Origin of the sequence: Cyanobium gracile PCC 6307, assembly GCF_000316515.1 — a bacterium.
Classification (GTDB): domain Bacteria; phylum Cyanobacteriota; class Cyanobacteriia; order PCC-6307; family Cyanobiaceae; genus Cyanobium; species Cyanobium gracile.
This window is the reverse complement of sequence record NC_019675.1, coordinates 991571-1016823: the sequence shown is the minus strand read 5'-3', so window position 1 is coordinate 1016823 and position 25253 is coordinate 991571. Positions and strand designations below refer to the sequence as shown.

Below are 25253 nucleotides of genomic sequence, written 5' to 3'. Positions count from 1 at the left end.
CGCGGGCCCGTTTTCCCCCAGCGCCGTTCCCCATGACCACCGCCATCCCTGCCGCCATCTCCGACCATGCCAGGCCCGCCGATGTGCTCGCTCGCAAGGGGTTCGGCCCCCGGGTGCGCCGGCTCCACGGCCGCATCGGTGCCGCCCACCACCAGGCCGAGGGCATGTCCTTCTCCCGGTCCCTGCTGGCAGGGCAGGCCCACCCCCGCCAGCTGGCCGCCCTGATCCGTGCCCTTGCCCCCGGCTACGACCTGATCGAGACCCGGGGGCCCCTGCTCGCCGCCGCCCTGGGAGCCGAGGGTTTCCCCTGGGCCGACCTGGCCCGCAGCCAGGCCCTGCATCAGGACATCGCCGAGCTGGCGGTCGTCCCGGCCACGCCCGCTTCCGCTGCGGCCACGATCTGGCTGGAGCATCTGCAGCGCCTGGCCCAGCAGGCCCCGCACCGCTTCATGGCCCACGTCTACGTGCGCTACGGCGGCGACCTCTCCGGGGGCCAGCAACTGGCCGCACAGGCCAACGCCATCCTCGCGGGCCAGGGCCTGCCGCCCCTGCAGTTCTGGGAGTTTCAGCGCCCCATCCCCGAGCTGAAGCAGGAGCTGCATGACGCCTTCGAACGGATGGACCTCAGCGAAGACGAGGAGCTGGAACTGCTGGAGGAATCGGTGATCGCCTTCCACGACACCCAGCGCTTGCTGGCGGAGCTGGGAGAGCTCGCCGCCTAGCCGCCCTGCGCGCCCCCTGGCCGCACCGGCCGCCCCCTTCTCCCGCCACACTCCCCTCCCCTCCCCATGACCCCTGCGGCCACCGTTTCCCCGCGTCCCACCACCCCGATCGATCTGCTGCTCAAGTACGACCGGCCCGTCCCCCGCTACACGAGCTATCCCACGGCCGCGGCGTTCCACGGGGGCGTCAGCTCGGCCGATCTGGAGGCCCAGCTGGCCCGCCCCACCGACGCGCCGCTGTCGCTCTACGTGCATGTGCCTTTCTGCCGCAACGCCTGCTGGTTCTGCGGCTGCAACCGCATCACCACCCGCGCCGGCTCGAAGGTGGTGGATCCCTACCTGGAGGCCCTGGCCGCAGAGCTGGAGCTGATCAGCCGCCACTCCGCCCAGCGGCGCCGCCTCGCCCAGCTGCACTGGGGCGGGGGCACCCCCAACTATCTGACGATCCCCGAGCGCGAGCGCCTCTGGGAACTGATCGAGCGCCACTTTGATCTGGAGAGCGATCTGGAGGCCTCGATCGAGGTGAATCCGGAGGCCCTCAGCCGCCAGGATGTGATGGAGCTGCGCCGCCTGGGCTTCACGCGGATCAGCTTCGGCATCCAGGATGCCGACCCCCTGGTGCAGAAGGCGGTGAACCGGGTGGTGCCGGTGGACCAGCTGCGCCGGGCCATGGGCTGGATGCGGGAGGCGGGTTTCGCCAGCGTCAACGTGGATCTGATCTGCGGTCTGCCGCTCCAGACCCCGGAGCGGTTCGAGGCCACCCTGGCCCTGGTGCAGGACCTGCGCCCCGACCGGGTGTCCCTGTTCTCCTTTGCCTACCTGCCCGAGCAGCTGCCCCTGCAGCGCCGGATCGCGGCGGAGGATCTGCCCAGCCAGCGCCAGCGGCTGCAGATGCTCGACAGTGCCGCCGCCCGCCTGGGCGGCTGCGGCTACGACGCCATCGGCATGGATCACTACGCCCTCTCGGGCGACAGCCTGGCCCTGGCCGCCCGCCAGGGGCGCCTGCACCGCAACTTCCAGGGCTACACCACCGGCGGGGAGCTGGAGCTGCTGGGGGTGGGCCCCACGGCCATCAGCCAGTTCCCCGGCCTCTTCAGCCAGAACCAGCGGGATCTCAAGGCCTACGCCGCCAGCATCGCCGCCGGCCAGCTGCCGGTGGAGCGGGGGCTGGTGGTGCGGGATCCGGAGGTGCTGGAGCGGCGGGAGCTGATCCGCGAGGTGATGTGCCAGTTCCGGGTCGCGATCGATCCGGAGCGCTACGCCGCCGAGTGGGCCGCCCTCGAGGCCCTGGCCGAGGACGGACTGGTGCGGCTCAGCCGGGCCGATGGCCGCGGCCTGGTGGTGGTCACCGCCTCGGGCCGCTGGCTGATCCGCACCGTGGCGGCGGTGTTCGATCCCTCCCAGCGCCAGGCGGCCTCCGGCTCGCGGCTGATCTGAGCGGCCTCAGCAGGGTTCCAGCACGCAGTTGATCTTCAGCTCGAAGGGAACGGCGCTGGCGGGCAGTCGCAGCAGCTGCGCGGTGAGGGCGGCCAGGTCCTCGGGCTGGGTCATGGCGTCGGCGGGCAGGGCCGTCACCTGGGAGGCCATGGCGGTGTTGACCCAGCCCGGGCAGATCGCCGTCACCCGGATCCCGGCGTCCCAGCCCTCGTTGCGCATCGACTGGCACAGGGCCATCAGGGCGAACTTGCTGCAGGGATAGGCCGCCAGGGAACCCTTCACCCGCTGGCCGCTCATCGACACCAGGGTGATCACCCGTCCGTCGCCACTGGCCACCAGCGCCGGCCAGGCGGCCCGGGTGAGCCACCAGGGACCCATCAGATTCACGCGCCACAAGTCCTCGATCTCCTGCTCGCCGCCGGGCGCGAACAGCAGGCCCACCCGGGAGAACAGGCCGGCGCAGTGGATCACCCCGTCGATCGCCCCGAACCGGGCCAGCGTCGCCGCCACCCAGGCCGTCGCCTGGTCGGGGTCGCGCGCCTCATAGGGATGCACGAAGAGCCGGTCGCTCCACCGGTTGGCGGCCTGCCGGAGCGGGCCCTCCGGCAGGGCGGTGGGATCGCGCAGGCCGAGGCTGAGCCGATGGCCCTCGGCCAGGGCCCGTTCTGCGATCGCCCGGCCGATGCCCCGGCTGGCGCCGCTGATCAGCAGGGTGCGGGGCTGCTCCATGGCCGGCGACGACGTGTCCGGAAATCCTGGCCGATGGCCAGGGCGGCGGACAGCGCAATCCCGCAGGACCCCCTTCAAGGTGTGTGGGACCTCCGTGTCAGGAACCCAAAAAAAGAGCTGACCGCGATGGCCAGCTCCGGTTGGGGGGGGGGCGCCGCTGCCGGCGGCTGTGGCTCAGAGGGTGGATTCGCCGGATTCGCCGGTGCGGATCCGGATCACCGATTCAACCGGGGTGACGAAGAGCTTGCCGTCGCCGATTTCACCGGTGTGGGCCGCTTCGGTGATGGCGGCGATCGCCGCGTCCAGCTTGGCGGAGGGGACGACGATCTCAATCCTCGCCTTGGGAAGGAACTCAACGGTGAACTCCGTTCCCCGGTAGCGCTCAACCTGGCCTTTCTGGCGACCGAATCCACGGGAGTCGGTGACCGTCATCCCGATGATGTCAAGGGCGACGAGGGCTGTCTTGATGGCATCCACCTTGGAGGGGCGGACCATGGCCGTGATCATTTTCATGGAAGGTTTGTCTTCAGTTGGTCATTGGATCGTACGCCTCTTCCCCGTGAGCCACGAAGTCGAGACCGCGCTCTTCCTCTTCGATGCTGACGCGCAGGGGCATCAGGGCACCGAGAATCCATAGAATAATAGCCGTACCCAGCGCGACAAATCCATAGGTGAGGATTACGGCTTTGAGCTGGGCGATGAACAGGCCGAAGTTTCCTGATTCCTCAAGGATCTTGGCCGACAACGGGAAGTAATCCGCGGGCACAAGGGTCCTGGAAGCGAGAATCCCGGTCAGCAGAGCGCCCACGGTCCCGCCCACGCCGTGAAGCATGAAGGTGTCCAGCGAGTCGTCGAACTGGATGGCGGCCTTGACCCGCACGGCGATGAAGCAGGCGGCTGCCGTGAGGATGCCGATCAGGAGCGATTGCTCCATGTAGACGAAGCCTGCGGCCGGGGTGATGCCCACCAGGCCGGCAACGGCACCGGTGGAGGCTCCCACGGCCGTGGGTTTGCCGTCCTTGATCCATTCGATCATGCACCAAGTGAGCAGGGCGGCGGAGGCGGAGGTGGTGGTGGTGAGGAAAGGGTACCCCGCCGTCTTGGAGGCAAACATGCTGGCCCCGTTGAAGCCGAACCAGCCGAACCAGAGCAGACCCGCTCCCAGCAGGATGAAGGGGACGTTGTGAGGCGGACGCTTGTTATTGGGCCAGGTGGTGCGTGGGCCGATGATGGCCGCCGCCACCAGGGCCGCGACGCCGGAAGCGATGTGAACCACGGTGCCGCCGGCGAAATCGATCGCGCCGATCGTTCCGAACGGACCGATGAAGCCTCCACCCCACACCATCTTCGCCATGGGGGAATAAATCAGCAGGCTCCAGAGCAGGCAGAACCAGAACCAGGCCTTGAAACTGACGCGCTCCACCAGGGCCCCGGAAATCAGGGCTGGCGTGATGATCGCGAACATGCCCTGGAACAGGGCGAAGGATGTGGCACTGATCGGGAAGCCGGCCGCCAGGGGCTGGTCGCCGAGTTCACCGCCGACCCCATGGAGAAACATCGACCCCAGCCCACCGATGAAGGGGCTGCCGAAGCCGACGTCGAAGGCCAGGCTGTACCCCAGCACCACCCAGAGAACGCCGATGAGCCCCATCAGGAAGAAGCTCATCATCATGCAGTTCAGCACGTTCTTGGAACGGGTGAACCCTCCGTAGAAAAAGGCCAGGCCCGGGGTCATCAAAAGGACCAGGGCCGAACCCACCAGCATCAGCAGGGTGTCGGCCCCGTCGGTGGGGGCCATGGTCAGGGCCGCCCGGGCCGAGCCGGCCAGCAGCGGACCGATGCCGGCCCCCAGCGCCAGCAGAAGGAAGGCGATGCTCCGCAGTCGTTGATCCTGTAGCCCAACCAGGCAACGGCTGCGGAGGCGATCGAAGGTCGTCAGTGCGGATGGCGCGGATGGCGCGGATGACGACGATGCACCAGTCGGAGATCCCTGCATCGGAAAAGGGGGGGTGGAACCTTGGAAAAGGCCAAATTCACCCTCAACGCAGGGGAAGGATGGCTATGTAGCCAATCGAACAAACAAGCCCTCCCACCAGTGAATGGTCATAAAAAAAGCCGGGGCTTGGCCCCGGCGGGATGGTGGATGGCAGACCCGACTCAGGCGACGGCGGCGGCGGCGCGGTCGAAGTAGGTGCCCACCTCGGACATCAGGGCGGAGCAGTCACCGGGGGTGATCCCGTTGCGATCATTGGCGATCGCGATGGCGGCGTCCTTCATCTTGCGAATCCCTTCGGCCACGGAGGCACCGGGCACGCCAAGGGCCAGGTAGGTCTCCCGCAGGCCGTTGAGGCAGCGGTCCTCGAGCACGGAGGCGTCGCCGGTGAAGATCGCATAGGTGATGTAGCGCAGCACGATCTCCATGTCGCGCAGGCAGGCGGCCATGCGGCGGTGGGTGTAGGCGTTGCCGCCGGGGGCAATGAGGGCGGGCTGCTGATCGAACAGGTCGCGGGCGGCGTTGGTGACGATCTTGGAGGCGTTCGAGGTGATGCGGTTGACCGTGTCCATCCGCTTGTTGCTCTCGGCCACCATCGCTCCCAGGGCATCGATCTGGCCGGGGCTGAGGAATTCGCCGCGGGCGTCGGCTTGGGCGACGAGCTTGGTGAAGGCGTCGAACATGGGGGCTGCTGGGAAGCGTGGAGGAGTGAACTTTAGATTCGCAGCCCCTGGTGGTGCGAGCGCGCCGGAGGAAGCGCCCCTGGCGTCCTGACTAGGGTGGATGGCCCTCGCCCCAGCGCATGGCCGGCTCCGAAACCATGCCTCTCGAGCCGATGGACTGGGGTGCGCTGGCCCTGGCGGCCAGCCCGCTGCCGAGCGATCGAACGGCCGGTCCCGCCAGCCCCCAGGCCCAGTTGCGGCTGTTCGGGCGCCCGGAGGCGGAAGTCCGGGTCACGCTGTACCGCGACCACCACGCCTGGTGTCCTTACTGCCAGAAGGTCTGGCTGTGGCTGGAGGAGAAGCGGGTTCCCTATCGGATCCGCAAGGTGACGATGTTCTGCTATGGGCAAAAGGAGCCCTGGTACACCGAGCGGGTGCCCAGCGGCATGTTGCCGGCCCTGGAGCTGGATGGTCGGTTGATCACCGAGAGCGACCGCATCCTCGAGGCCCTCGAGCAGAGCTTCGGTCCCCTGGGGGAGGCGATGCAGTCCTCCCGGGCCCTGCCGCTGCGCCAGCTGGAGCGTCAGCTGTTCCGGGCCTGGTGCCAGTGGCTCTGCGTCCCGGCCCGGGGGGCCGCCGAGGAGGCCCGTGGGCGGGAGGGCTTCGACCGCTGGGCCGAGCGTTTCGCGACCGCCCTCGACGCCGAGCCGGGAGCGTTCCTGCTCGGGGAGCTGGGGACCGTGGATCTGATCTTCGTGCCCTACGTCGAGCGCATGAATGCCAGCCTGGCCTACTACAAGGGCTACCTGCTGCGACAGTGCCATCCGGCCATCGATCGCTGGTTCCGGGCCCTCGAGCAGCGCTCCACCTACCTCGGCACCCAGAGCGATTTCCACACTCACGCCCATGATCTGCCTCCCCAGATGGGGGGCTGTTATGCCAGCGGCAGCGGCGAGCAGCGGGATCTGGCCGAGAGGATCGATGCCGGGCCCTGGCCGATCGTGGCGCCACCCGGGTCCGACCCCGAAACCAGCCAGAGCGAGCCGGCTGACGCGGCCTCCGTGGCCCTGGCCCGGGTGCTCCGGCACCGAGGGCCCCTCCTGGCGCGCAATCCCTTCGGAGCCGAGGGGTTCGAGCGGCCGTTGCGCTGCGCCCTCACCCGGCTGATCACGGGCCAGGACTGTCCCCCTCCCCCCGGTTCGGCCCGTGGCCTGCGTTACCTGCGGGATCGCATCAGCGTGCCCCGGGACATGCCGCTGCACGCGGCCCGCCTGCTGCGGCGTTCCCTGGAGTCCACCGCCCGCCTCGATCCGGCAGAACCCTCGGCGGCAGGGGAACCGATCCCGCTGCAACATCGGCGCGACCAGGATCCGTCCCCTTTCCTGGCCGTCATGGGCCGCCCGTCGGGCGGCGGCCCCTAGCGTTGGCACCGGTGGCAGTGGTGGCCATGGCAGATGTTTCGGCTCGCGCTTCCCTGGGGGGCCTCCGCCGGCTCTTGCCGCCCCTGGCGGCTCTGACCCTGGCCGTGGCGGCGGCCGCCGGACTCGCCCAGGAGCCGGGCGGTCGTACCCAGTTCCTGCGGGCCCCCTGGAAGGTCACCCTCACCAGCTACACCACCAACGTGGGCCAGTCGCCGGCGGAGTACTTCTTCACCCTCAGCCTCGATGCGAGCGCGGGGGCCTCCCTCGGCGGCATGACCATCCAGCAGATCCGCGGCGCCGACTGGCAGTTTCCGTTTGCCGTCGAACGCACCCGCGCCTTTCTCGGTGTGCCCCGCCGCGAGGGGCGCCGGATTCCGGTGCAGGCCGACTTCGATTCTGCCGCCCGGCGCTTCAGCCTCAGCTTCCCCGAGCCCGTGCCGCCCGGTGCGACCGTCACGGTGTCGCTGCGGCCCTGGTTCAACCCCGTGCAGGCCGACACCTACCTGTTTCAGGTGACGGTGATCCCGGCCGGCCCCGGGCCGGTTCCCAGCCCAGTGGGGGTGGGGACCCTGAGGATCTACCAGCCCAACGAGTGGTGAGACGATCGGCCGCTGCCGCTGGTCAGGCGCCAGGATGGTGACCCATGAGGACCCCCACGATGCAGGCCAGCTGGAACGGAAAGGTGATCGCCAGCAGTGACGACATCGTGACGGTGGAAGGCAATGCCTACTTCCCGGCCGAGGCCCTCGATCCGGCCTGCATCCGCACTTCCAGCCACCGCTCGTTCTGCGGCTGGAAGGGGGAGGCCCACTACTACGACCTGATCGTCGACGGCAAGGAGAATGCCAATGCCGTCTGGTACTACCCGGAGCCGAAGGAAGCGGCCAGCAACATCCGGGGCCGGGTGGCGTTCTGGAAAGGCGTGACGGTGGCCTGAGACCTCAGACGCCCGGCGATCAGGTGCCGGGGTACCGCAGGGTGCGCCACTCGCCGCTGAGGGTGCTCACCTCCACGCCGATGCCGACAGGGCCCTGGACGGGGCCGAACTCCTCCTGCCACCAGTTCAGTGCCTCGCTCCAGGCGGCATCCAGGGATTCGTAGAGGTCGTCGAGGATGGGATGGGGCTCACCCTGCAGATCCACCAGCCGGTAGGTGCGGCACGACTGGGCCCTGACGCGTGTCTGGGAGCTGTTGCGCGCGTGGGAGGACTGAGGTAAGGAGATCGCCACGTCTTGCCTCGTATACAGGATTTTCATTCTGGCCCCTGTGCCAGATCTGAACTGTCACCTTCACAACATCTTTCGGTGTTGCTCCCCTACCGAGTCCTGGCGGTATCACGGGTCGGTGGACGCTTCCGTCCCGTGCGATGGCTCACCTGGCGGCTGCGCTCCTGGTAGCGGTGGACGACCGGTAGCCGCTCCTCCTGGTAGGCCTGCAGCGCCAGCTGCGGCGTGGCGGCGGCGCCGGGAGCGAGCTTTGCCGCCAGGGCCACCGCATCCTCCAGCCCCGCGGTCATCCCCCGGGCCTGGGAGGAGCTCATGGCGTGGGCGGCGTCGCCGATCAGGGCCACCCGCCCGGCCACGAAGGCGGGCAGGGGATCGATATCGAACGACCAGTTGGCCACCACGCCCTCCGGGGCGGTGGCAGCGATCACGGCGGCCGCATCAGCCGGAAGCTTGGCGAGGGCGGCGGCGGGCACCCCCTCTTCCAGCAGCCGCTGCCGGGCCACCCGGTCGTCGGGGAGCTCCTCCTCCTGGAAGAAGCCCCAGTGGGTGCGGCCCCGGCCCTCCCGGTCGGGGCCCAGGTCGAAGAAGTTGGCGTAGATGCCCCGGCCCCGGGCATAGACGAAGAAATCCCCGCCGCTGCAGAAAGCCTCGTCCGTCACCACCCCCCGCCAGACCCGGTCCCCCAGGTACTGCAGGCGCCGTTCCGGGCAGAGCAGGGCCGCCACGCGGGAGAAGATTCCATCGGCCCCCACCAGCAGATCACCGGTCCATTGGCGGCCGTCGGCGAAGCGGGCCACGACCCCGTCCTCCCCCTGGCTCCAGCTGACGAGCGCATGGTCGCCGTGGAAGCTGGCGGGATCGAGATGGCCCCAGAGGGCATCGAGGATGGCGCGGCGGTGGATCAGCAGGGAGGGCAGCTCCTCCGCCTCCCGCTCGGCCGGGCTGGCTTCGATCAGATCGCCCCGGAGATTGCGGAACACGAAGCGCTGCACCGGATGGCCGCCTGCGAGCAGGTCGTCAAGCAGGCCCGGGACGGCGGCCGCCGCCACCGCCTCCACCCCGCTCTTCACCAGCAGAATCCCACAGCCCTCGGTGCGCAGCCGCCCGGAGCGCTCGAACAGGGAGACCCGGTGGCCCTGGCGCTGCAGCATCAGGGCGAGCAGCAGGCCGGAACTACCGGCCCCCACCACGGCGATGCGGAGGCCGGCGGGGGCGGAACTCATGCGCTCACGGCAGGCTCCAGGATGCTGGCATGGAGAACGTCCATCACCTCCAGCACCTTGGTGGTCTCCTCCGGGTCGAGGCGCAGGGTGCTGGCGAGGTCGGCGAGGATCGCCTGCTCCTGGTCCTGCAAAGGGCCGTCGGAGCGCATGATCTCCGCCGCCACCGCATAGGCCGTGTGCCGCTGCCGGTCGTCGAGCACCGCGGCCGCCTCCTCCATCAGGCCGATCGCGCCCTTGGCCCGCAGCCCCTGGAGCAGGGTGTCCATCAGGCTGATCATCTCCTTATCGCTTCTCCCCTTGAAGGGGGCGCGGTAGTCGAGGGCGTGGCGAAGGGCCCGCGTGCCCGCCATGGTGAGGGCACCGTCCCAGGAGACGGCGGCGAGAGCGACCGCGGCGAAGGCCGTAGGTGCGTCCATGGACAACGTGGAAAGCTTGGGAATCCCTGTCATCGTTCGCTCCAGGGGTGTCTGTCAGTGGCCGATGCGACCGAATCCAGGAAAGGCTCTCCGCCGCCCCGGTCCGCGCCTCAGCGCTTCGCGGCCGCGCCGCCGGCAGCCCCTCCCTCACGGCACAGCCTCAGATAGAGGGCGTCCGGCTCCTGGTAGCGGGCCGGGCGGCAGTCGTGCAGTCGGGCCAGCTGCTGCCAGCAGACCGTCTGTTGCACGGTCTTCAGACTCTTGCCCTCCCGCACCAGCATCCGCATGGCCCGGCAGTAGGAGCCGTAGTGCTCATCCAGGTCCGGGAGGTCGCGGGACCGGTCGGCGGTGGGGCGCTGGTTGGAAGGAACGCTCATGCATCGACTCCAGCACCTCCGCTCGAGCAGCGACTGTGCCGAGGGGAACCAAGCGGGCAGATCGTGAGGTTTCGCCCCGGCGGCACAACCCGCGGGCAAGACCAGCGAAAAAAGAGGGCCCTGGAGGACCCTCCCCGCCGGGGCCGCTGGGGTGATCAGCGGATGAACAGCATCTCCTGGTAGGAGGGCAGGGGCCAGAGGTTGTCGTCCACCACGGCCTCCAGCCCGTCGACTGCTTCGCGCAGCTGGTGCATCAGCGGCAGCAGCGTGTCGGCTGAGTAGCGCATGTGGGCCATGGTGCCGTGGGGGGCGTTGCCGATGGCGCTTTCCAGGGCACTGCTGAGCTCCATGAGCTTTGCGCTGAGGGACGCCACCTTGGTCTGGGTTTCCGAGGACACCTGGAGGCCCATGGAGGTCTGGAGCTGCAGGGAGCTGGCCAGCTCTCCCAGGTAGCGCATGGCGGCCGGATAGATCTGGGTCTGGGCGATCTGCACTGCCAGCTTGGCCTCCACGTCGATGGCGAGCACGTACTGCTCGGCGTAGACCTCGAAGCGGCTCTCCAGCTCAAGGGGGGTGAGCACACCCTGCTGGGCGAAAAGGTCGCGGACCTCAGGCCGCTGCAGGACGGGCAGGGAATCGGCGGTAGTGGGCAGATTCTCCAGGCCCCGCTCCTCCACGGCGATGCGGTGCCATTCGCTGGAATAGCCGTCGCCGCCGAAGACCACGTTGCCGTGGTCGGTCATGATCTGCTTGAGCACGGAGAAGGCGGCGCCGGGCAGGCTTTCCCCCGCGGCCATCTTCTGCTCCAGCTGGTCGCTCACGTAGGCGAGCGAGTCCGCCAGGATCGTGTTCATGGCCACCAAGGGGCCGGCCACCGACTGGTTGGAGCCGACGGCCCGGAACTCGAAGCGGTTGCCGGTGAAGGCGAAGGGGGAGGTGCGGTTGCGGTCGCCGGGATCCTTGGGGAATTCCGGCAGGGTGTCGACGCCCAGCTGCATCACGCCGGCGTTGCTGGAGCCTTTCACGTCCCCTTCCTTGATCTGGCGGAAGACGTCCTCCAGCTGGCTGCCGAGGTAGACGGAGATGATCGCCGGGGGCGCTTCGTTGGCACCGAGGCGGTGGTCGTTGCCGGCGGTGGCCACCACCGCCCGCATCAGCGGACCGAACTTGTGCACCCCGCGGATGACGGCGCCGCAGAACAGCAGGAACTGCATGTTCTCGTGGGGGGTGTTGCCGGGATCCAGCAGGTTGCCCTGGGTGGGGTTGCCCACCGACCAGTTGACGTGCTTGCCGGAGCCGTTGATGCCCTCGAAGGGTTTCTCATGCAGCAGGCAGTTCATCCCGTGGCGCCGCGCCGTGCTCTTGAGAATGGTCATGATCAGCTGCTGGTGATCCGTGGCCACGTTGGCCGCCTCGAAGAACGGGGCGATCTCGAACTGGCCCGGTGCCACCTCGTTGTGGCGGGTCTTGGCAGGGATGCCCAGCTTGTACAGCTGACGTTCCACGTCCTGCATGTACACCTGCACCCGCTGGGGGATGGCGCCGAAGTAGTGGTCATCGAACTGCTGGCCCTTGGCGGAGGGCTTGCCGAACAGGGTGCGGCCGGCCAGGAGAAGGTCGGGACGCAGGGGCACGTAGGCGCTGTCGATGAGGAAGTACTCCTGCTCAGCACCGCAGCTGGAGTTGACCGGGGCCACATCGGTTTCCCCGAGCAGCCGCAGCAGGCGCTGAGCCTGCTTGTTCATGGCGGCGTTGGAGCGCAGCAGGGGGGTCTTCTTGTCGAGGGCCTCGCCGGTCCAGGAGATGAAGACGGTGGGGATGCAGAGGGTGAGACCGTTGGGGGTCTCCATCAGGAAGGCCGGGCTGGTGATGTCCCAGGCGGTGTAGCCGCGGGCCTCGAAGGTGGTGCGGATGCCGCCGCTGGGGAAGGAGGAGCCGTCGGGTTCGCCCTGCACCAGCACCTTGCCGGTGAACTCGGTGATCACCGAGCCATCACCCTGCACCGAGATAAAGCCGTCGTGCTTCTCGGCGGTGGCGTTGGTGAGGGGGTAGAAGACGTGGGCGTAGTACAGGGCGCCGCGGCCGGTGGCCCATTCCTTCATCGCCTGGGCCACCACGTTGGCCACAGAGACGTCGAGCTTGCCGTTCTCCTTGATGGTGCGCTGCACGGACTTGAAGATGTCCTTGGGCAGGGCCGCCTTCATCTTGGCCAGGCTGAACACATCGCTGGCCCAGAGCTCATCCAGCGACTCGATGGGGGGGGTCACCACCGGAGGGCGCTGGTGAATCTCCTGAATGGCGGCGAAGCGTTGGGGGCTGGGCATGGAAACAGCTTGGGTCGGCTGGGGGGTATCCAATCCTTGTGTCCTGCCCCATGGGTGGAGCCGTTGATACAGAACGCCAGGTTGCCCGGGGGCCCTCAGCGCAGGTAGGAACGGATTGCGGGGCGGCACCAGAACACCAGGGCCGCCAGGGTCAGGCCCCAGGCCAGGGGGGCGGCCACCGCCAGCAGGAGCCGTTCCTCACCCACCAGCGCCAGGCGCACGATGCCGTAGGCCATCTCGATCGCCAGATCCAGCGACAGCGCCACGATCGCCAGCACCTGGCCCCAGAGGCGCCACTTCAGCAGGGCGACGCAGGCCACCACGCCCAGGGCCACTGCCGGCAGCACGGCACTGGTGTAGACCACGATATTGGCCGTCCGCCAGAGGCTGGAGAGCAGGATCGCCGCCAGGCCGAGCGGCAGGGCCAGCAGGTTGGCCACCAGGCCGAGCCAGGCGAGCACACGGTAGCCGCGGGGCGGCTGCAGTTCCGCAAGGGCGGCAGGGGTCGGTGAGAGCGTCTGCATCCGATGGATTCTCTCAGTTGCGGTCAGGGAGCGCGCCGTCCCTGTCAGATCGAAACACCAGCTCCAGCTCAGGCATCACCTCGGCCGCAATCGTCACCAGGGTCTCGAACAGCGCCTTGGTGAGGGGCGCCCCCGCCCCCATGGCCTCCCGGCTCATCAGCACCAGTTCCAGCACGGGGCCATCCGCCTTGGCCTGCACGTCGGCGATCAGCTGCAGCCGGAGGGTCTCGTGCTCCCCCCGCACGATGGCGCTGAGATGGGCGGGGGAGCGGTGCTCCACGTCGGCGTGGAACCGCAGGACCAGGGGATCCAGCCGACCGACGAGCTCCGTCGGCTGCAGGGGAACCCGGGGCCTGAAGAGCAGCAGGAAACGGGCCATGACGTCGGGCTGGTCCCCCCATCCTGGGGCCGTGCCGGGGTGTGCCTGCCACTCCGGCACGCCAGGGTCCGCTCAGCGCAGTTCGAACAGGAGCACGTCCGCCCCGGCGGGGCCGGCCTGGAGGCTGTCCGGAGAGGGCGCCGGGAAGCCAAGGCCGTCGCCCCGCTGCAGCGGTCGGCCGAAGGCCGTGCCTTCCCCCTCGATCACCTGCAGCCAGCCGGTGGCATCGGAGGCGATGGCTAGCTCCAGCCGCTCGCCTGCGCCAGCCCTGGCCCGCCAGAGCCGCACCGGCCGGTTGATGGCCAGGGCCCCATCGCGGCCGTCCGGATCGAGCAGCGGCGTCCAGCCTGGCCGGAGCACGAACGGCTCCTGGCGATAGGCGGGCGGGTGGCCGGCGCGATCCGGCTCGATCCAGATCTGCAGCAGCCGGCAGGGGATGGCGCCCCGGTTCATCTCGCTGTGGACCACGCCGGTGCCGGCGCTCATCGCCTGCACCTCTCCGGCCCGAAGCACCTCGCTGTGGCCCATGGAGTCCTGGTGGTTGAGCTGGCCGTCCACCATCACCGTGACGATCTCCATGTCCCGGTGCGGATGCATGCCGAAGCCGCGACCGGCGGCGATCGTGTCGTCGTTGATCACCCGCAGCGGTCCGAACCCCATCCAGGCCGGATCGTGGTGGTGGGAGAAGGAGAAGCTGTGCCAGCTGTCCAGCCAGTCGAGCTGGCTGTGGAAGCGCTCGGCGGCGGGGCGGAAGACGAAGGTCATGGGGCGGGTTCTCAGGGTTGGATCGGTTCCATGCGCTGGAGACGGTGGACGATGTCGTCGATGCTGCTGTCCTTGGCGGGATTGCTGCGGCTGCTGGAGAGCTGGCGACCCACCACGTGGGCCCCGAGGTGGGCCAGCTGGATGCGCAGCACCGCCAGCACCTCGATGCCGGGACCACCGGAATGGGTGGCGATCGCCACCGGCCGGCCGTTGAACAGCGTGCGGAAGCCGTCCCCCTGCACCGAGAGCCAGGCGATGGCGCTGGTCAGCACAGGCGGCAGGGAGCCGTTGTACTCGGGGGCGCAGATCACCCAGCGGGGGGCGGCCTCGAGCCTGCGGCTCAGCCCCTCCACCTCGGCGGGAAGGCCGGAATCCCCGTGGGTGCGGGGGTTGTAGAGCGGCAGGGACAGGATGGTGAGGTCGAGCACCTCGGCGGCCATGCCGCGGGCGCGGCCGGCGGCGGCGAAACGCTCGGCGAGTTTCAGGTTCTCGCCGTTGCTGGCACTGAGCACCAGAAGGTCGGGGGTCATGTCAGGCGGATTCCAGGAAGGGGTAGTCGGTGTAGCCGGCTGGGCCGGGGGAGTAATAGGTGGCCGGATCGGGGGACTGCAGGGGTGCGCCCCTGCGGAGGCGTTCGGGTAGGTCCGGATTGGCAAGGAACGGCGTGCCGAAGGCCACCGCGTCCAGCTGGCCGGCGGCGATGGCGGCGTTGGCCTCCTCGGCCGTGTAGCCCATGTTCCCTACCAGCACCCCGCTGAAGCCGGCCCGGATCGGGGTGAGCACATCGCCATGCTGCTGGCCGAGGAAGTCCCCCCGCATCACGTGCAGGTAATCCAGGCCGGTGCTCTCCAGCCGCTGGGCCAGCCAGCCCGACAGCCCGATGGGGTCGCTGTCGACCATGGCGTTGTAACCGTTCAGCGGCGAGATCCGCAGGCCCACCAGGGGCGATTCGGCCCGGGCGGCCTCCAGCACCTCCAGCAGCAGCCGGGCCCGGTTGGCCACCGGCCCGCCGTAGGGACCCTGGCGCCGGTTGCTGCCGTCCCGCAGGAAGGCGTCGAGCAGGTAGCCGTTGGCGCCATGCACCTCGACCCCGTCGAAGCCGGCGTCGATGGCGTTGCGGGTGGCCTGGCGGAACCCCGCCACGATCGCGGGCAGTTCGTCGTCCGCCAGCTCCCGGGGGACGACATAGGGCTGTTTCCCCTCCGGGGTGTGCACCTCGTCGCCGGTGATGGCGATCGGGCTCGGCCCCACGGGCTGTCGGCCATCGTTGAGCAGGGGGTGGCAGGCCCGCCCGCCATGCCAGATCTGCAGCACGATGCGCCCACCGGCGGCATGGACCGCGTCGGTGGTGAGCCGCCAGCCCGCCACCTGGGCCGCCGAATGGATGCCGGGTTCGTGCCAGAAGGCCGAGTTGCCCTCCATCACCATCGTGGCCTCGGCGATCAGCAGGCCAGCGCTGGCCCGCTGCTGGTAGTAGATAGCCATCAGCGGGCCCGGAACGTGGTCCGGCTCGGCCCGGCATCGGGTGAGGGGGGCCATCAGTATCCGGTTGGGCAGCAGCAGCGGGCCCACGGTCAGGGGGGTGAACAGGTCGCTCATGGGGCGGTGACCGGCCGGCCAGGGCGGGAAGGCCCCGGTCCGTAAGGGATTGTTAAGGTCATGGGGGGACTCTGGCGGACACGCACCCTGACTGACAAGAACGCACCGGCTTGTGCCTGGGGCACCTGCCGGTAACCCAGATCCCTGTGACGGTCTCTTTCCCCGATTCCCTGGACTCCGGCGGTTCCCAGCTCTGCCCGGCGGAGCTGGCCCTGCGGGTCATGCGCGGCCGCTGGAAGCTGCTGATCCTCTGCCGGCTCCGGGAGGGTCCCCAGCGCTTCTCGGCCCTGCAGCGGTCCCTGGTGGGGGTCAGCCACAAGGTGCTCACGGCCCAGCTGCGGGAGCTGGAGGCCGATGCCGTCGTCTGCCGGCGCGTCTTCGGTGAGGTGCCGCCGCGGGTGGAGTACGACCTCAGCGAGCGGGGTCGGGCGCTGCTGCCTGTGCTGGAAGGTCTGCACGCCTGGGGAGCGGCAGCCCCACCAGCGGTGGAAGCTGGGGAATGAGACTGCGGCGGAACCAGCTTTCTGGTTCCACCCGCTGCAGCGTGCGCAGCAGCACCAGGGGCAGGGTGCGGAGCTCGAAGGGGGCCCGCAGGGTGGGCCACAGCCCCTCGCGTCGGTAGAGGAGGGTCTCCAGCTGGTCGCGCTGCGGCGGGGTGAGCGGCCCCCAGACCCCGCCGATGGCACCGGCCTCCCGGGCCATCGCCAGGAACGGCAGCGCAACACCGGGCACCAGACCCTCCAGGCTGAGGCTGTCGGCCGCCTGTAGCACCGGCCCGTCCTCTGCCCTCTCCAGGCCGAGTTCGGCGCCCGTGGCGCTGACGGCCCGCAGGCGCCCATGCACGGTCCCGTCGCTGTGCCGGAGCCGCACCGGCAGGGACAGGGCGAACCAGGGAACCCCATCCCGGTGGGGCCGATCCCAGCAGCTGCGGATCGCCAGCAGCAGCAGCAGGCCGTTGAGCAGGCTCCAGCCCAGCACCACCCCGACCGTGGCGGCCGAGACCGGCACCAGCCCCTCCTGGCCGGCAATCAGTGGCAGCCGACCCGGCGCCAGGTTCCAGAGCGCCACCAGCTGCAGGGCCAGCAGTGCCAGCAGCGGCAGCAGCAGGCCCGCATCCGGGCCTGAGTCCCGGCCGACCACCGCCTTCGGCGTGACCCGGAACCGCCGCGGCCGGCCCAGGGCCGTGGCGACCACGGCGGCACAGATCGGCACCAGGAAGATCCAGCGGTACAGCTCCGGCAGGAGCGCGGCCCGGGCGTGGCCGCTCAGCCAGCGGGTGAGCAGCAGCTGGCTGAACACGAACGGCATGGCGACCGTGAGCAGGGCATTGCCGCTGAAGAGGATCGGAGCGATGCCCAGCAGGCCGAGGCTGAGCGGCGTGCAGAGCAGCACCAGCTGGGCGGGGAAGGTGAACCAGTGCAGGATGCCTTCGCTGTAGGCGAGCCGCTGCAAGGGGCTGAGCCCCGGGATCCGCAGCGGATCGGCTCCCGTGCGCAGGGTCTGGAGGGAGCCGCTGCCCCAGCGGCAGCGCTGCCGCGTCATGGCCGCGGCCGTGAAGGGGGCCAGGCCGGCGCTCAGCTTCTCAGAGAGGTAATGGTTGCGGTAACCGGCGGCGGTGATCCGGATGCCGGTGGCCAGGTCCTCCGATGGGGTGGCCGTCTCGAAGCCGCCGACTCGCTCGAGCGCCTCGCGCCGCATGACGAAGGAGGTGCCGGCGCAGACCACGGCATTGAGGTTCTGGCGGGTGGGCTGGATCCAGCGGTAGAAGCTTTCCTCGTCCGGCAGCAGCCAGCGCTCCAGGCGCAGGTTGCGCATCACCGGATCGGCGTTCATGTAGCTCTGGGGGGTCTGCACGAAACCCACGGTCGGGTCGGCGAACAGGCCGACCGTGCGGCGCAGGAAGGGTTGCAGGGGGACGACGTCGGCGTCGAAGACCGCCACCAGCTCCCCTATGCAGTGACGCAGTCCGTGGTTGAGGTTGCCGGCCTTCGCGTGTGCGTGCTCCTGCCTGGCAACGTAGCGGCAGCCGAGGCGGTCGCAGAGTTCCGCCAGCTCCGGTCGGTCGCTGTCGTCGAGCAGCCAGACCGTGTGGCTGGGGTAGTCCATCGCCAGACAGCCCCGCAGGCAGCGCTCCACCAGCTCGGCCGGTTCGCCGCAGCTGGGCACGAGCACGTCGACCGACGGGACGGGGGTGGGGATCGGACCCGCGGGGGGCGCCGGCCGTTCGGGCAGGAGCGTGAACCAGAGCTGCAGGAAGAATCCGGCCAGCAGCACCAGTTCGGCCGCCAGGGTGAGGATGCTGAGGCTGGCGGCCAGGGGCGTGGCCAGGTTGAGGCTGGCACTGAAGCGCCAGCCCAGATACCGGGCCCCCAGCAGTGTCAGCAGCAGGACGGCCCAGGGCAGGCGTGCCATCGACCCTGACCAATTGTTAAGTAAATCTAGGCGGTTGACCCGGGCCGACGGGATCCGGCCGCCCGACTGGCGATGGACCATGAAAAAGCCCGGCGTCCAGGATCGCCGGGCTTGGGGCGGAACGAAGGTGTTCCTGCGCTGTCACTGATGCTTGACGATCAGATGACGGGTCTGACGAGCTGTTCAGAAGGGCTGACGATCGGGTCCTTGGGGACCGTGGATGGGTGATGGGGAGGGAGCCGAGGATGCTCCTTCGCCATGGGCGCGCCATCAAAGGGAGGTCAGCGGGGCTGGGGATCCATCGGAGTCCCCGGAGGTGGGTTTCGGAGTCGGAGCTGCGGAGGGAGGCACCTGGGGCCGAGGCATCCAGGGGCCGGTTTCCATGGACCCGTGGGCACCTGAACGATGCGTCGGGTGATCTGCGAAAGACCGGGAAACCGTTATGGGGAACAAGACTGTTGGAGCAGGGGCCTGCCGTCAGCACACTCCTGACATCTGACCGGGCGGGGTGTCTTCCATCGCTGGAGCCTCCTGGTTTCTGAACTCACTGTCATCCCTCCATGGCGCCCTGGCCATAGGCAATCGTGCTGGTCTTCGCCCGTGCGGGGGGTGGGCCGCCCCCCGGCACCCTCACTCGTCGTTGCGCTGGGCCACCAGGGCTTCGTAGGCGGTGCAGAACGCCTCCCCCAGGGAGTCCCGCAGCGGCGCGTCGTGGCGGAAGGCCTCGAGGGCATCGGCGTGACAGGTGGGCAGGGAGGCCGCCCCCGCCGGCGACTCCACGTAGGTGTTCACGTCGCTGCGGGCCCCGGGATCGAGCTGCCGTTCGATGCCGTCCAGGCCCGCCGCCAGCACCGCCGCCTGGAGCAGGTAGGGGTTGGCGGCGCCGTCGCCGAGCCGCAGCTCGATCCGCTGGTCGTCGGGGATGCGCACCATGTGGGTGCGGTTGTTGCCGCCGTAGCTGATCCAGGAGGGGGACCAGGTGGCCCCGGAACTGGTGACGGACCGCGCCAGGCGCCGGTAGCTGCCGGCCACCGGATTGGTGAGGGCGCAAAGGGCCGGCGCATGGGCCAGCAGACCGGCCAGAAAGTGGTAGGCGATCTCCGACAGGCCCTCCTCCCCGGCAGGGTCGTGGAATACGTTTCGCCCCCCCTCGTCCCAGAGGGAGGCATGCAGGTGGGCCCCGTTGCCGGTGAGGGCCGGGATCGGCTTGGGCTGGAAGCTCACCCGCACCCCATGGCGCTCCGCCAGGGCGGCCGCCATGACCCGGAAGAAGGCATGGCGGTCGGCGGTCAGCAGCGATTCGGCATAGGTCCAGTTGAGTTCGAACTGGCCGTTGGCGTCCTCGTGGTCGGCCTGGTACGGGCCCCAGCCGAGGCTCTCCATGCCGTCCAGCAGTTCGCTGATCAGCGGATAGTGGCGCATCAGGGCCAGCTGGTCGTAGCAGGGCTTGGACTGCCGATCGAGTCCATCGGCGATGGCGTCCCGTTCCGGGTCCATCAAGAAGAACTCCGCCTCTACGCCGCTGCGGAACTGCAGGCCCAGGGCCGCCGCCCGGGCGATCTGCTGCTGCAGCACCCGGCGGGGCGACTGCTCCAGCACCTGGCCCTCCACCTGCAGATTGGTGGCCACCCAGGCCACGTCTGGCTGCCAGGGGAGCACCATCAGGCTGGTGGGATCGGGGATCGCCAGCACGTCCGGATCGGCCGGGGTCATGTCCAGCCAGGCGGCGAAACCGGCGAAGCCGGCCCCGGATCGGGCCAGTTCGGCCGCCGCGGCCGCCGGCACCAGCTTGGCCCGCTGCACCCCGAACAGGTCGCAGAAGGAGAAGAGGAAGTGGCGGATGCCATGGGTGGCGGCGAAGCGGGCCAGATCGGTCATCGGGGGTGCTGTGTGGTGGGGCGGGTGTGGGCGGCGAGTGGGGGCCGGCCGGAGGCGGTCAGTCGGCGCAGAGCCGGTCGATGGCTGCCCGCAGCTGGCGCTGCTCGGCCGGCGAGTCGCGGGGGTTGCCAGCCCGGTGGCCCAGGTCGGACTCCAGGACCTCGAAGTGGGCCTCGCGGATCAGGGCGGCCTCCGCCTGGCAGTCGTCGGGGGTGAAATAGAGGTCGTGGCGGCCGGCGATCACGGCGGTGCGGGCCTGGATCCGGCCCAGGGCCGCGGCCAGGTCGGCATCGGGATCGCCAGTGCCATCGGTGGCGCTGATCCCGGTGGCGCTGATCCCGGCGGCGGCCGCCACGTCGTTCGCCAGCCAGACGTCGAGCATGGCCAGCAGGTCATGGGGGTCGTGGCGGCGGTAGGCCGGCAGCCAGGCCTGCTCCACGTAGGCCTCGACGCTGGCGTAGCCCAGCTGGCGGTGGGCGCCGCGGCGATAGAAGGGCTGGCTGGCGGCCCAGCTGGCGTAGATCAGGGCGAAGGTGCGCAAGCCCTGCTCGGGCACGCCCCGGAACCGCAGCCCATCCCAGTGGGGATCGGCGGTGAGGGCCTGGCGCAGGCTGAGCAGGAACACCCGGTTGTGGGCCGTGGTGCGCGCCGTGCCGCAGACGCAGCAGATGCGCCGGGTCCGCTCCGGCTCCAGCACGGCCCAGTGGTAGGCCTGCTGGGCTCCCATCGACCAGCCGTAGATCAGGGCCGGCGCCGCCACCTGGAAGACCTCCTCCAGCAGCCGGCGCTGGGCGGCCACGTTGTCACGGTGATCCACCGGCCAGCGGCCCGATACCAGGCCTGGCCGGGCGTTGCTGGGGCTGGTGGAGCGGCCATTGCCGAACTGGCTGACCAGCACCACGCACCAGCGCTGGGGATCGAGGATCGGTCCCACCACCCAGTCGATGTCCTCGGGCCAGGCGCCGTAGGAGCTCGGGTAAAGCACCAGGTTGGAGCGGTCGTCGGCCAGTGTTCCGTAGACCCGGTAGTCGAGCCAGGCGGCGGGAAGGGTCCCCCCGGCGGCGAGGGGAACGTCCCCGAGCGCGAAGCGACGCGGGGGCGCGGGGCTGGGGGGCAAGGGAGCGGGATTCAGGGGAGGGCCAGACGGGCGGGATCGCGTAGGAAGTCGCGGTGCACCGCCAGATATCCCTGGCCTGAGTGCACCAGATGGGGCGCCAGATGGCCATGGGCCTCGGCCAGGGCGTGGAAGGGCACCGAGGGGTAGAGGTGGTGCTCAACGTGGAAGGGCATCTCCCACATGAGCCAGCGCAGGGGCAGCAGTGTCAGGGTGGTGCGGGTGTTGGTGAGGCCGTTGCTGTGGGTGCTGCAGCCGCCGTGCTCGGCCATCAGCACGAAGCGCAGCAGGGGCTGGCCGACGGCCAGGGGCAGCAGCCAGAACCAGAACAGGGTGCCGTTTCCCTGCCAGAAGGAGGCGGTCAGCAGGACGGCGTAGGCGGCGACCTGGAGCCGGATCGAGCGGGTGACGGCCGCGGCGGCCTCGGCGGGGATGTAGGGCCTGCCGCCGAAGTCACCACGCAGGCCGGCGGCATGGCCGCGCAGCTTGCCGATCCACCAGGGAAGCCCACTGAGCTCGAGCAGGTAGCTGCCCAGGGTGCTGGGGGGGGCCTCCTCCAGCTCCGGATCGAGGCCCGGCTGGTGGGTGAAGCGATGGTGCCACTGGTGGTAGCGGCGGTAGTAATCGGCGTTGTAGAAGCTCAGCAGACCGGCCCACCAGGCCACGGTGTCGTTGAGGGCTTTGCTTGCGAAGGCGGTGCGGTGGCCGCATTCGTGCATGGCGCAGAAGCCGAAGGCCAGGCCCCAGCCCAGCAGCAGCAGACCCACCAGACGCAGGGCCCAGAACCCAGCGCTGGGAAGGGCCGGCGGCATGGGCCATCCCCAGAGCAGGGCCCCCAGCCCCAGCACCGTGAGGTGCAAGGTCAGCCGGCGCCAGCCGGGTCCGTCGCGACGCTCGTTGAGGCGCTGCAGCAGTGGAGTGGACAGCAGCGGCTCGGCGGCGTCCGGGCCGGCCGCCGGTGGCGCGGAAGGTGGGGAGGCGGTCACGAAGCTCGCCGTAGGCCGGCGCAAGGAGACGTCTTGGATCCACTGTCCCGCTCGGAGTCCGCCGCACACCGTTCGTCACGAACACTTGCACCGGGCGTGGCCCCGGTGGGGATGGTTACCTGCCGGGCGCCTGCGGCAGGGAAGAGTGGGCCATGCGTCGTGCCTCTTCGGTGCCTTCCCTGCTGTTTTTCTCCCTCTGGGGCTTCGAGGGCCCCCTTGCCACCGCCCTGGAGACGGCCGAGCGGGGGGGCTTCGACGGACTGGAGCTGAACATCCACCATCCCTCCCTGGTCGGCGATCCGGACGGGCCCACCCGCCTGCTGGAGTCCGGCAGACCCCTGGTGCTGGAGGTGGTCACCGGCGGTGGCTATGTGCCGGAGCTGGCTGTCACGCCAGCGCAGCACCTGGCGGAACTGGGCGAGCATCTGAACCGCTGTGCCGATCTCCGCCCCCACCGGGTGACCGTGCTCACCGGCAGTGATGCCTGGCCCCTGGAGCGGCAACGGACCTTCCTGGCCGAGGCCCACGCGCTGGCAGCCGCCAGCGGCCTGACGGTGAGTTTCGAGACCCACCGGTCCCGCTGCCTGGGGATGCCCTGGACGATCGTGCCGCTGCTGGAGGCTGTGCCCGGAATGCGGCTCACGGCCGACCTGAGCCACTGGTGTGTCGTGGCCGAACGGCTGATGACCCCGGATCTGGAGCCGGTGCAGGCGATGGCCGACCGGGTTGACCACATCCATGCCCGGGTGGGCCATGCCCAGGGTCCCCAGGTGTCCCACCCTTTCGCGCCCGAACATGCCGAGGCGCTTGCCGCCCACCTGGCCTGCTGGCAACTGTTCGCCGAACGGACGGTGAAACGGGGGGCACCGCCACCCAGCTTCACGCCCGAGTTCGGACCGGACGGCTACATGCCCACCCTGCCGTTCACCGACCGTCCGGTGGCCGATCTGCTGACGATTAACACGGCAATGGCGCAGTGGCTGCGCAGCCAGCCGGTAGCCGGAAACAGCGATAGAGTGTGTTCATCGTGAACAGAGTTACGTTGTGATGACCGTGATCGACGCCCCGACCGCCACACCGTCGGCCAGCCATTCCAGCGAAGGGACCGATCCCCGCCAGGCCGCCCTGGTCGCTTCCCTGCGGGCCCGCTACGCCATCGCCGAGCAGCGCCAGGACGCAGATGCCAAGCGCGCCCTGTTCAAGGAGGCCGCTTACCTGGGCATCCGCCCCGACGCGTACCAGGGCTCCAGCAGCGCCGCGTAGATCGCCTGCTGGTGCAGGATCCGGGCCTCCAGCCGGTGCGGCGGGCCGGTGCGGAACCCATCCCCGTAGCCCCGCTGGGCCGACTCGACCAGGGCGCGGTCCTCGGCCAGGAAGTGGACCATCTCCGCCATCAGCGCCTCCCCTTCGGCCTGGCGTGAGGCAGGGCCCAGCAACCACACCTGCATCCGGCAGGTGCCCAGGGTCTCGGGCAGGAACTGGATCATCGCCATGCGTCCGTCGGGCCACAGCAGCAGGTGGTTCCACGGCGGCAGGCCGAAGGTGAGGAACGCACCGTCCGCTTCCGGCGAGGGGGTGGCCAGCACATTGGCCCAGGTGCCGAAGCGATGGCGGTAGTCGCGCACCGGGCCCTGCAGTCGATGCAGGGTGGTGGGGTGCGCGATGGCGACGTGGTAGTCGTCGAGGGTGTTGTCGTGGGCGATCTTCCAGTTGCAGGCGAGCCCCCGTTCATGGAAGGCCAGGGGTTCCAGGGTCTGGGCCAGGGCTTGGGGGGCTTCCTGCAGCGGCAGATCGAGCTGGTCGTCGAGGGGAATCGGATCGGCTCCCAGGGCCACCCAGATCAGGGAGGACCGAACCTGGCAGTCGAGGGCCTCCAGCGGCCAGGCGCCGCGATCGAACGGGTCGACGAATTCCCCTTCCCTGGCGGCCGCCAGCAGCGTTCCGCCCAGGTCGTAGGTCCAGCCGTGGTAGGGGCAGACCAGCCTTCGGCAGGCCACGCTGCCCTCAGCCGGTTCGCGGAAGGCCACGGCCCGGTGGGGACAGCGGTTGCGGAAGGCCCGCACGGCGCCATCAGTGCCATGGCAGAGCAGGATGGGAAGGCCCAGCAGCTCCAGCGCCCGCACATGCCCCGCCGGCAGATCGGCGGCGGCGGCGACGGGGTGCCAGAAGCGGGTGGCGTAGTGCTCGCGCTCGAGGGCGGCGACGGACGGGGAGCTGTAGAGCTCCGGCGGCAGAAAGGCGGCCCGGGTGGCGGTGTCCATGGAACGGTTGGTCAGGACGGGGCGGACGGAACGCTCAGAGCAGGGAGCCATCCAGGCTGCGCAGCCGGCTGGCCAGTTCCTCGCGTAGTTCCAGGAAGGGCTGGGACACGCGCAGGTGGCTCAGGTCGGAGCGGTCCAGCCGGACGTCGACGCTGTGGACGATCCGGCCGGGCCGCGGCGCCATGATGTGGACGGTGGTGGCGAGCAGCAGCGCCTCCTCGATGTCGTGGGTGATCAGCAGGGCGGTGAGTCCGGTGCGCTTCCAGAGGTCGTGCAGGAATTCCTGCATCGATTCGCGGATCTGCAGGTCCAGCGCCCCGAACGGTTCGTCCAGCAGCAGCACCTTCGGCTCGGTCGCCAGGGCCCTGGCGATGGCCACCCGTTGCTGCATGCCCCCCGAAAGTTCCCGAGGCAGCAGCCGGGCTGCATCCGCCAGCCCGACCACGTCGAGGAAATAGGCGGTCCGTTCGCGGATCTCCGCCTTGTCCCGTCCCTGGAGGGAGAGGCCGAAGGCGACGTTCTGGGCCGCCGTGAGCCAGGGATAGAGGCTGTACTTCTGGAACACCATGCCGCGGTCGGAGCCGGGGCGCCGGACCGGAACGCCATCCAGCTGAATCGTGCCTTCGCTGGGCCGCTCCAGACCGGCGATCAGGCGCATCACGGTGGACTTGCCGGAGCCGGAACTGCCGACCAGGGCCATGAACTGACCCGAGACCAGTTCGAAGCTGATGTTCTCGAGAACGAGCTTGCGATCTCGCCCCTCGCCGAAACTCTTGGAAACCTGGGAGACCTGGAGATGCATGGG

28 protein-coding genes are annotated in these 25253 nt (G+C 69.7%); 8 read left to right on the top strand and 20 right to left on the bottom strand.

Annotated features, from left to right (window positions below; all coding sequences use genetic code 11):
* Positions 1 to 32 precede the first annotated feature (32 nt).
* Both CYAGR_RS04830 and hemN read left to right on the top strand, forming a co-directional pair.
* Positions 33 to 722 carry a biliverdin-producing heme oxygenase gene (locus CYAGR_RS04830; protein WP_015108661.1) on the top strand — a complete coding sequence of 230 codons (690 nt, stop codon included), beginning with the start codon at positions 33 to 35 and terminating at the stop codon, positions 720 to 722.
* Positions 723 to 788: 66 nt separating this feature from the next.
* Complete coding sequence (hemN, locus tag CYAGR_RS04825) at positions 789 to 2159, top strand: oxygen-independent coproporphyrinogen III oxidase (protein ID WP_015108660.1); 1371 nt, start codon at positions 789 to 791, stop codon at positions 2157 to 2159.
* Positions 2160 to 2165: 6 nt separating this feature from the next.
* Here hemN and CYAGR_RS04820 read toward each other — a convergent pair whose 3' ends face one another.
* The 4 genes from CYAGR_RS04820 to CYAGR_RS04805 all read right to left on the bottom strand — a co-directional run bounded on the left by CYAGR_RS04820 (position 2166) and on the right by CYAGR_RS04805 (position 5564).
* A complete protein-coding gene (locus tag CYAGR_RS04820; RefSeq protein ID WP_015108659.1) occupies positions 2166 to 2888 on the bottom strand; it encodes an SDR family NAD(P)-dependent oxidoreductase in 723 nt (240 codons plus the stop codon).
* Positions 2889 to 3062: 174 nt separating this feature from the next.
* Positions 3063 to 3401, bottom strand: a complete 339-nt coding sequence (locus CYAGR_RS04815) for a P-II family nitrogen regulator (RefSeq protein WP_015108658.1) — start codon at positions 3399 to 3401, stop codon at positions 3063 to 3065.
* Positions 3402 to 3414: 13 nt separating this feature from the next.
* Positions 3415 to 4884: an ammonium transporter gene (locus CYAGR_RS04810; protein ID WP_015108657.1), complete on the bottom strand. Its 1470-nt coding sequence runs from the start codon at positions 4882 to 4884 to the stop codon at positions 3415 to 3417.
* Positions 4885 to 5045: 161 nt separating this feature from the next.
* A complete protein-coding gene (locus tag CYAGR_RS04805) occupies positions 5046 to 5564 on the bottom strand; it encodes a C-phycocyanin subunit beta (RefSeq protein ID WP_015108656.1) in 519 nt (172 codons plus the stop codon).
* Between the two features lie 119 nt (positions 5565 to 5683).
* On the opposite strand from CYAGR_RS04805, the gene CYAGR_RS04800 reads away from it, so the two are divergent.
* The 3 genes from CYAGR_RS04800 to CYAGR_RS04790 are packed head-to-tail and all read left to right on the top strand — an operon-like array spanning position 5684 to position 7901.
* Positions 5684 to 6964, top strand: a complete 1281-nt coding sequence (locus CYAGR_RS04800; protein WP_015108655.1) for a glutathione S-transferase family protein — start codon at positions 5684 to 5686, stop codon at positions 6962 to 6964.
* Between the two features lie 26 nt (positions 6965 to 6990).
* Complete coding sequence (locus tag CYAGR_RS04795) at positions 6991 to 7563, top strand: DUF2808 domain-containing protein (protein ID WP_071881625.1); 573 nt, start codon at positions 6991 to 6993, stop codon at positions 7561 to 7563.
* A 44-nt stretch (positions 7564 to 7607) separates the two neighbouring features.
* Complete coding sequence (locus CYAGR_RS04790; protein WP_425386790.1) at positions 7608 to 7901, top strand: DUF427 domain-containing protein; 294 nt, start codon at positions 7608 to 7610, stop codon at positions 7899 to 7901.
* Between the two features lie 19 nt (positions 7902 to 7920).
* Here the strand turns inward: CYAGR_RS04790 and CYAGR_RS18155 are convergent, their stop codons facing one another.
* The 10 genes from CYAGR_RS18155 to CYAGR_RS04740 form a co-directional block, all read right to left on the bottom strand.
* Positions 7921 to 8193 carry a hypothetical protein gene (locus CYAGR_RS18155; RefSeq protein WP_245552611.1) on the bottom strand — a complete coding sequence of 91 codons (273 nt, stop codon included), beginning with the start codon at positions 8191 to 8193 and terminating at the stop codon, positions 7921 to 7923.
* Between the two features lie 86 nt (positions 8194 to 8279).
* Positions 8280 to 9413, bottom strand: coding sequence for an FAD-dependent oxidoreductase (locus CYAGR_RS04780; protein WP_015108651.1), 1134 nt, complete (start codon positions 9411 to 9413; stop codon positions 8280 to 8282).
* A complete protein-coding gene (locus CYAGR_RS04775; protein ID WP_043326492.1) occupies positions 9410 to 9829 on the bottom strand; it encodes a tellurite resistance TerB family protein in 420 nt (139 codons plus the stop codon). Before CYAGR_RS04775 ends, CYAGR_RS04780 begins: the two co-directional genes overlap by 4 nt.
* A gap of 110 nt (positions 9830 to 9939) precedes the next feature.
* A complete protein-coding gene (locus tag CYAGR_RS04770) occupies positions 9940 to 10206 on the bottom strand; it encodes a DUF3136 domain-containing protein (RefSeq protein WP_015108649.1) in 267 nt (88 codons plus the stop codon).
* Positions 10207 to 10361: 155 nt separating this feature from the next.
* Positions 10362 to 12530 carry a glutamine synthetase III family protein gene (locus CYAGR_RS04765; RefSeq protein WP_015108648.1) on the bottom strand — a complete coding sequence of 723 codons (2169 nt, stop codon included), beginning with the start codon at positions 12528 to 12530 and terminating at the stop codon, positions 10362 to 10364.
* A 95-nt stretch (positions 12531 to 12625) separates the two neighbouring features.
* Complete coding sequence (locus CYAGR_RS04760; protein WP_015108647.1) at positions 12626 to 13054, bottom strand: hypothetical protein; 429 nt, start codon at positions 13052 to 13054, stop codon at positions 12626 to 12628.
* Between the two features lie 13 nt (positions 13055 to 13067).
* A complete protein-coding gene (locus tag CYAGR_RS04755) occupies positions 13068 to 13433 on the bottom strand; it encodes a hypothetical protein (protein WP_043325444.1) in 366 nt (121 codons plus the stop codon).
* Between the two features lie 72 nt (positions 13434 to 13505).
* Entirely contained in the window at positions 13506 to 14198 is a 693-nt protein-coding gene (locus tag CYAGR_RS04750) for a pirin family protein (RefSeq protein WP_015108645.1), read from the bottom strand.
* Positions 14199 to 14209: 11 nt separating this feature from the next.
* Entirely contained in the window at positions 14210 to 14728 is a 519-nt protein-coding gene (locus tag CYAGR_RS04745) for an NADPH-dependent FMN reductase (RefSeq protein WP_015108644.1), read from the bottom strand.
* Position 14729: 1 nt separating this feature from the next.
* The gene (locus CYAGR_RS04740; RefSeq protein WP_015108643.1) at positions 14730 to 15797 is read right to left on the bottom strand and encodes an alkene reductase; all 1068 of its coding nucleotides are present in this window, start codon (positions 15795 to 15797) and stop codon (positions 14730 to 14732) included.
* 146 nt (positions 15798 to 15943) lie between these two features.
* On the opposite strand from CYAGR_RS04740, the gene CYAGR_RS04735 reads away from it, so the two are divergent.
* Positions 15944 to 16300: a winged helix-turn-helix transcriptional regulator gene (locus CYAGR_RS04735; RefSeq protein WP_245552610.1), complete on the top strand. Its 357-nt coding sequence runs from the start codon at positions 15944 to 15946 to the stop codon at positions 16298 to 16300.
* Here the strand turns inward: CYAGR_RS04735 and CYAGR_RS04730 are convergent.
* From CYAGR_RS04730 to CYAGR_RS04715, 4 genes are all read right to left on the bottom strand, one after another.
* Positions 16209 to 18209 carry a glycosyltransferase family 2 protein gene (locus CYAGR_RS04730; protein ID WP_015108641.1) on the bottom strand — a complete coding sequence of 667 codons (2001 nt, stop codon included), beginning with the start codon at positions 18207 to 18209 and terminating at the stop codon, positions 16209 to 16211. The two genes, CYAGR_RS04735 and CYAGR_RS04730, sit on opposite strands and share 92 nt — an antisense overlap.
* A 630-nt stretch (positions 18210 to 18839) precedes the next feature.
* A complete protein-coding gene (glnT, locus tag CYAGR_RS04725; protein WP_015108640.1) occupies positions 18840 to 20087 on the bottom strand; it encodes a type III glutamate--ammonia ligase in 1248 nt (415 codons plus the stop codon).
* Positions 20088 to 20145: 58 nt separating this feature from the next.
* On the bottom strand, positions 20146 to 21204 hold the full coding sequence (locus CYAGR_RS04720) for an alpha/beta fold hydrolase (RefSeq protein WP_015108639.1): 1059 nt from the start codon (positions 21202 to 21204) through the stop codon (positions 20146 to 20148).
* An 11-nt stretch (positions 21205 to 21215) separates the two neighbouring features.
* A complete protein-coding gene (locus CYAGR_RS04715) occupies positions 21216 to 22187 on the bottom strand; it encodes a fatty acid desaturase (RefSeq protein WP_245552609.1) in 972 nt (323 codons plus the stop codon).
* Between the two features lie 170 nt (positions 22188 to 22357).
* Here CYAGR_RS04715 and CYAGR_RS04710 point away from each other — a divergent pair, with 170 nt between their 5' ends.
* The gene (locus tag CYAGR_RS04710; RefSeq protein WP_245552608.1) at positions 22358 to 23218 is read left to right on the top strand and encodes a sugar phosphate isomerase/epimerase family protein; all 861 of its coding nucleotides are present in this window, start codon (positions 22358 to 22360) and stop codon (positions 23216 to 23218) included.
* Positions 23219 to 23234: 16 nt separating this feature from the next.
* Entirely contained in the window at positions 23235 to 23450 is a 216-nt protein-coding gene (locus CYAGR_RS04705; protein WP_015108636.1) for a hypothetical protein, read from the top strand.
* Here the strand turns inward: CYAGR_RS04705 and CYAGR_RS04700 are convergent.
* Together CYAGR_RS04700 and CYAGR_RS04695 are read right to left on the bottom strand one after the other, a co-directional pair.
* Positions 23399 to 24448, bottom strand: coding sequence for an aromatic ring-hydroxylating oxygenase subunit alpha (locus CYAGR_RS04700; protein ID WP_015108635.1), 1050 nt, complete (start codon positions 24446 to 24448; stop codon positions 23399 to 23401). The genes CYAGR_RS04705 and CYAGR_RS04700 overlap by 52 nt on opposite strands.
* Before the next feature lie 34 nt (positions 24449 to 24482).
* Positions 24483 to 25250: an ABC transporter ATP-binding protein gene (locus CYAGR_RS04695; protein ID WP_015108634.1), complete on the bottom strand. Its 768-nt coding sequence runs from the start codon at positions 25248 to 25250 to the stop codon at positions 24483 to 24485.
* Between the last annotated feature and the right edge of the window lie 3 nt (positions 25251 to 25253).

Excerpts from the sequence above, each read along its gene's own strand:
- CYAGR_RS04695 (WP_015108634.1), bottom strand. The coding sequence starts at position 25,250 with ATGCATCTCCAGGTCTCCCAGGTTTCCAAGAGTTTCGGCGAGGGGCGA.
- CYAGR_RS04705 (WP_015108636.1), top strand. The coding sequence starts at position 23,235 with ATGACCGTGATCGACGCCCCGACCGCCACACCGTCGGCCAGCCATTCC.
- CYAGR_RS04755 (WP_043325444.1), bottom strand. The coding sequence starts at position 13,433 with ATGGCCCGTTTCCTGCTGCTCTTCAGGCCCCGGGTTCCCCTGCAGCCG.
- CYAGR_RS04810 (WP_015108657.1), bottom strand. The coding sequence starts at position 4,884 with ATGCAGGGATCTCCGACTGGTGCATCGTCGTCATCCGCGCCATCCGCG.
- CYAGR_RS04745 (WP_015108644.1), bottom strand. The coding sequence starts at position 14,728 with ATGACCCCCGACCTTCTGGTGCTCAGTGCCAGCAACGGCGAGAACCTG.
- CYAGR_RS04760 (WP_015108647.1), bottom strand. The coding sequence starts at position 13,054 with ATGCAGACGCTCTCACCGACCCCTGCCGCCCTTGCGGAACTGCAGCCG.
- CYAGR_RS04790 (WP_425386790.1), top strand. The coding sequence starts at position 7,608 with ATGAGGACCCCCACGATGCAGGCCAGCTGGAACGGAAAGGTGATCGCC.
- CYAGR_RS04830 (WP_015108661.1), top strand. The coding sequence starts at position 33 with ATGACCACCGCCATCCCTGCCGCCATCTCCGACCATGCCAGGCCCGCC.
- CYAGR_RS04795 (WP_071881625.1), top strand. The coding sequence starts at position 6,991 with ATGGCAGATGTTTCGGCTCGCGCTTCCCTGGGGGGCCTCCGCCGGCTC.
- CYAGR_RS04820 (WP_015108659.1), bottom strand. The coding sequence starts at position 2,888 with ATGGAGCAGCCCCGCACCCTGCTGATCAGCGGCGCCAGCCGGGGCATC.
- glnT (WP_015108640.1), bottom strand. The coding sequence starts at position 20,087 with ATGACCGATCTGGCCCGCTTCGCCGCCACCCATGGCATCCGCCACTTC.
- CYAGR_RS04780 (WP_015108651.1), bottom strand. The coding sequence starts at position 9,413 with ATGAGTTCCGCCCCCGCCGGCCTCCGCATCGCCGTGGTGGGGGCCGGT.
- CYAGR_RS04770 (WP_015108649.1), bottom strand. The coding sequence starts at position 10,206 with ATGAGCGTTCCTTCCAACCAGCGCCCCACCGCCGACCGGTCCCGCGAC.
- CYAGR_RS04775 (WP_043326492.1), bottom strand. The coding sequence starts at position 9,829 with ATGGACGCACCTACGGCCTTCGCCGCGGTCGCTCTCGCCGCCGTCTCC.
- CYAGR_RS04805 (WP_015108656.1), bottom strand. The coding sequence starts at position 5,564 with ATGTTCGACGCCTTCACCAAGCTCGTCGCCCAAGCCGACGCCCGCGGC.
- CYAGR_RS04730 (WP_015108641.1), bottom strand. The coding sequence starts at position 18,209 with ATGGCACGCCTGCCCTGGGCCGTCCTGCTGCTGACACTGCTGGGGGCC.
- CYAGR_RS04765 (WP_015108648.1), bottom strand. The coding sequence starts at position 12,530 with ATGCCCAGCCCCCAACGCTTCGCCGCCATTCAGGAGATTCACCAGCGC.
- CYAGR_RS04800 (WP_015108655.1), top strand. The coding sequence starts at position 5,684 with ATGGCCGGCTCCGAAACCATGCCTCTCGAGCCGATGGACTGGGGTGCG.
- hemN (WP_015108660.1), top strand. The coding sequence starts at position 789 with ATGACCCCTGCGGCCACCGTTTCCCCGCGTCCCACCACCCCGATCGAT.
- CYAGR_RS04815 (WP_015108658.1), bottom strand. The coding sequence starts at position 3,401 with ATGAAAATGATCACGGCCATGGTCCGCCCCTCCAAGGTGGATGCCATC.
- CYAGR_RS04700 (WP_015108635.1), bottom strand. The coding sequence starts at position 24,448 with ATGGACACCGCCACCCGGGCCGCCTTTCTGCCGCCGGAGCTCTACAGC.
- CYAGR_RS04740 (WP_015108643.1), bottom strand. The coding sequence starts at position 15,797 with ATGAGCGACCTGTTCACCCCCCTGACCGTGGGCCCGCTGCTGCTGCCC.
- CYAGR_RS04750 (WP_015108645.1), bottom strand. The coding sequence starts at position 14,198 with ATGACCTTCGTCTTCCGCCCCGCCGCCGAGCGCTTCCACAGCCAGCTC.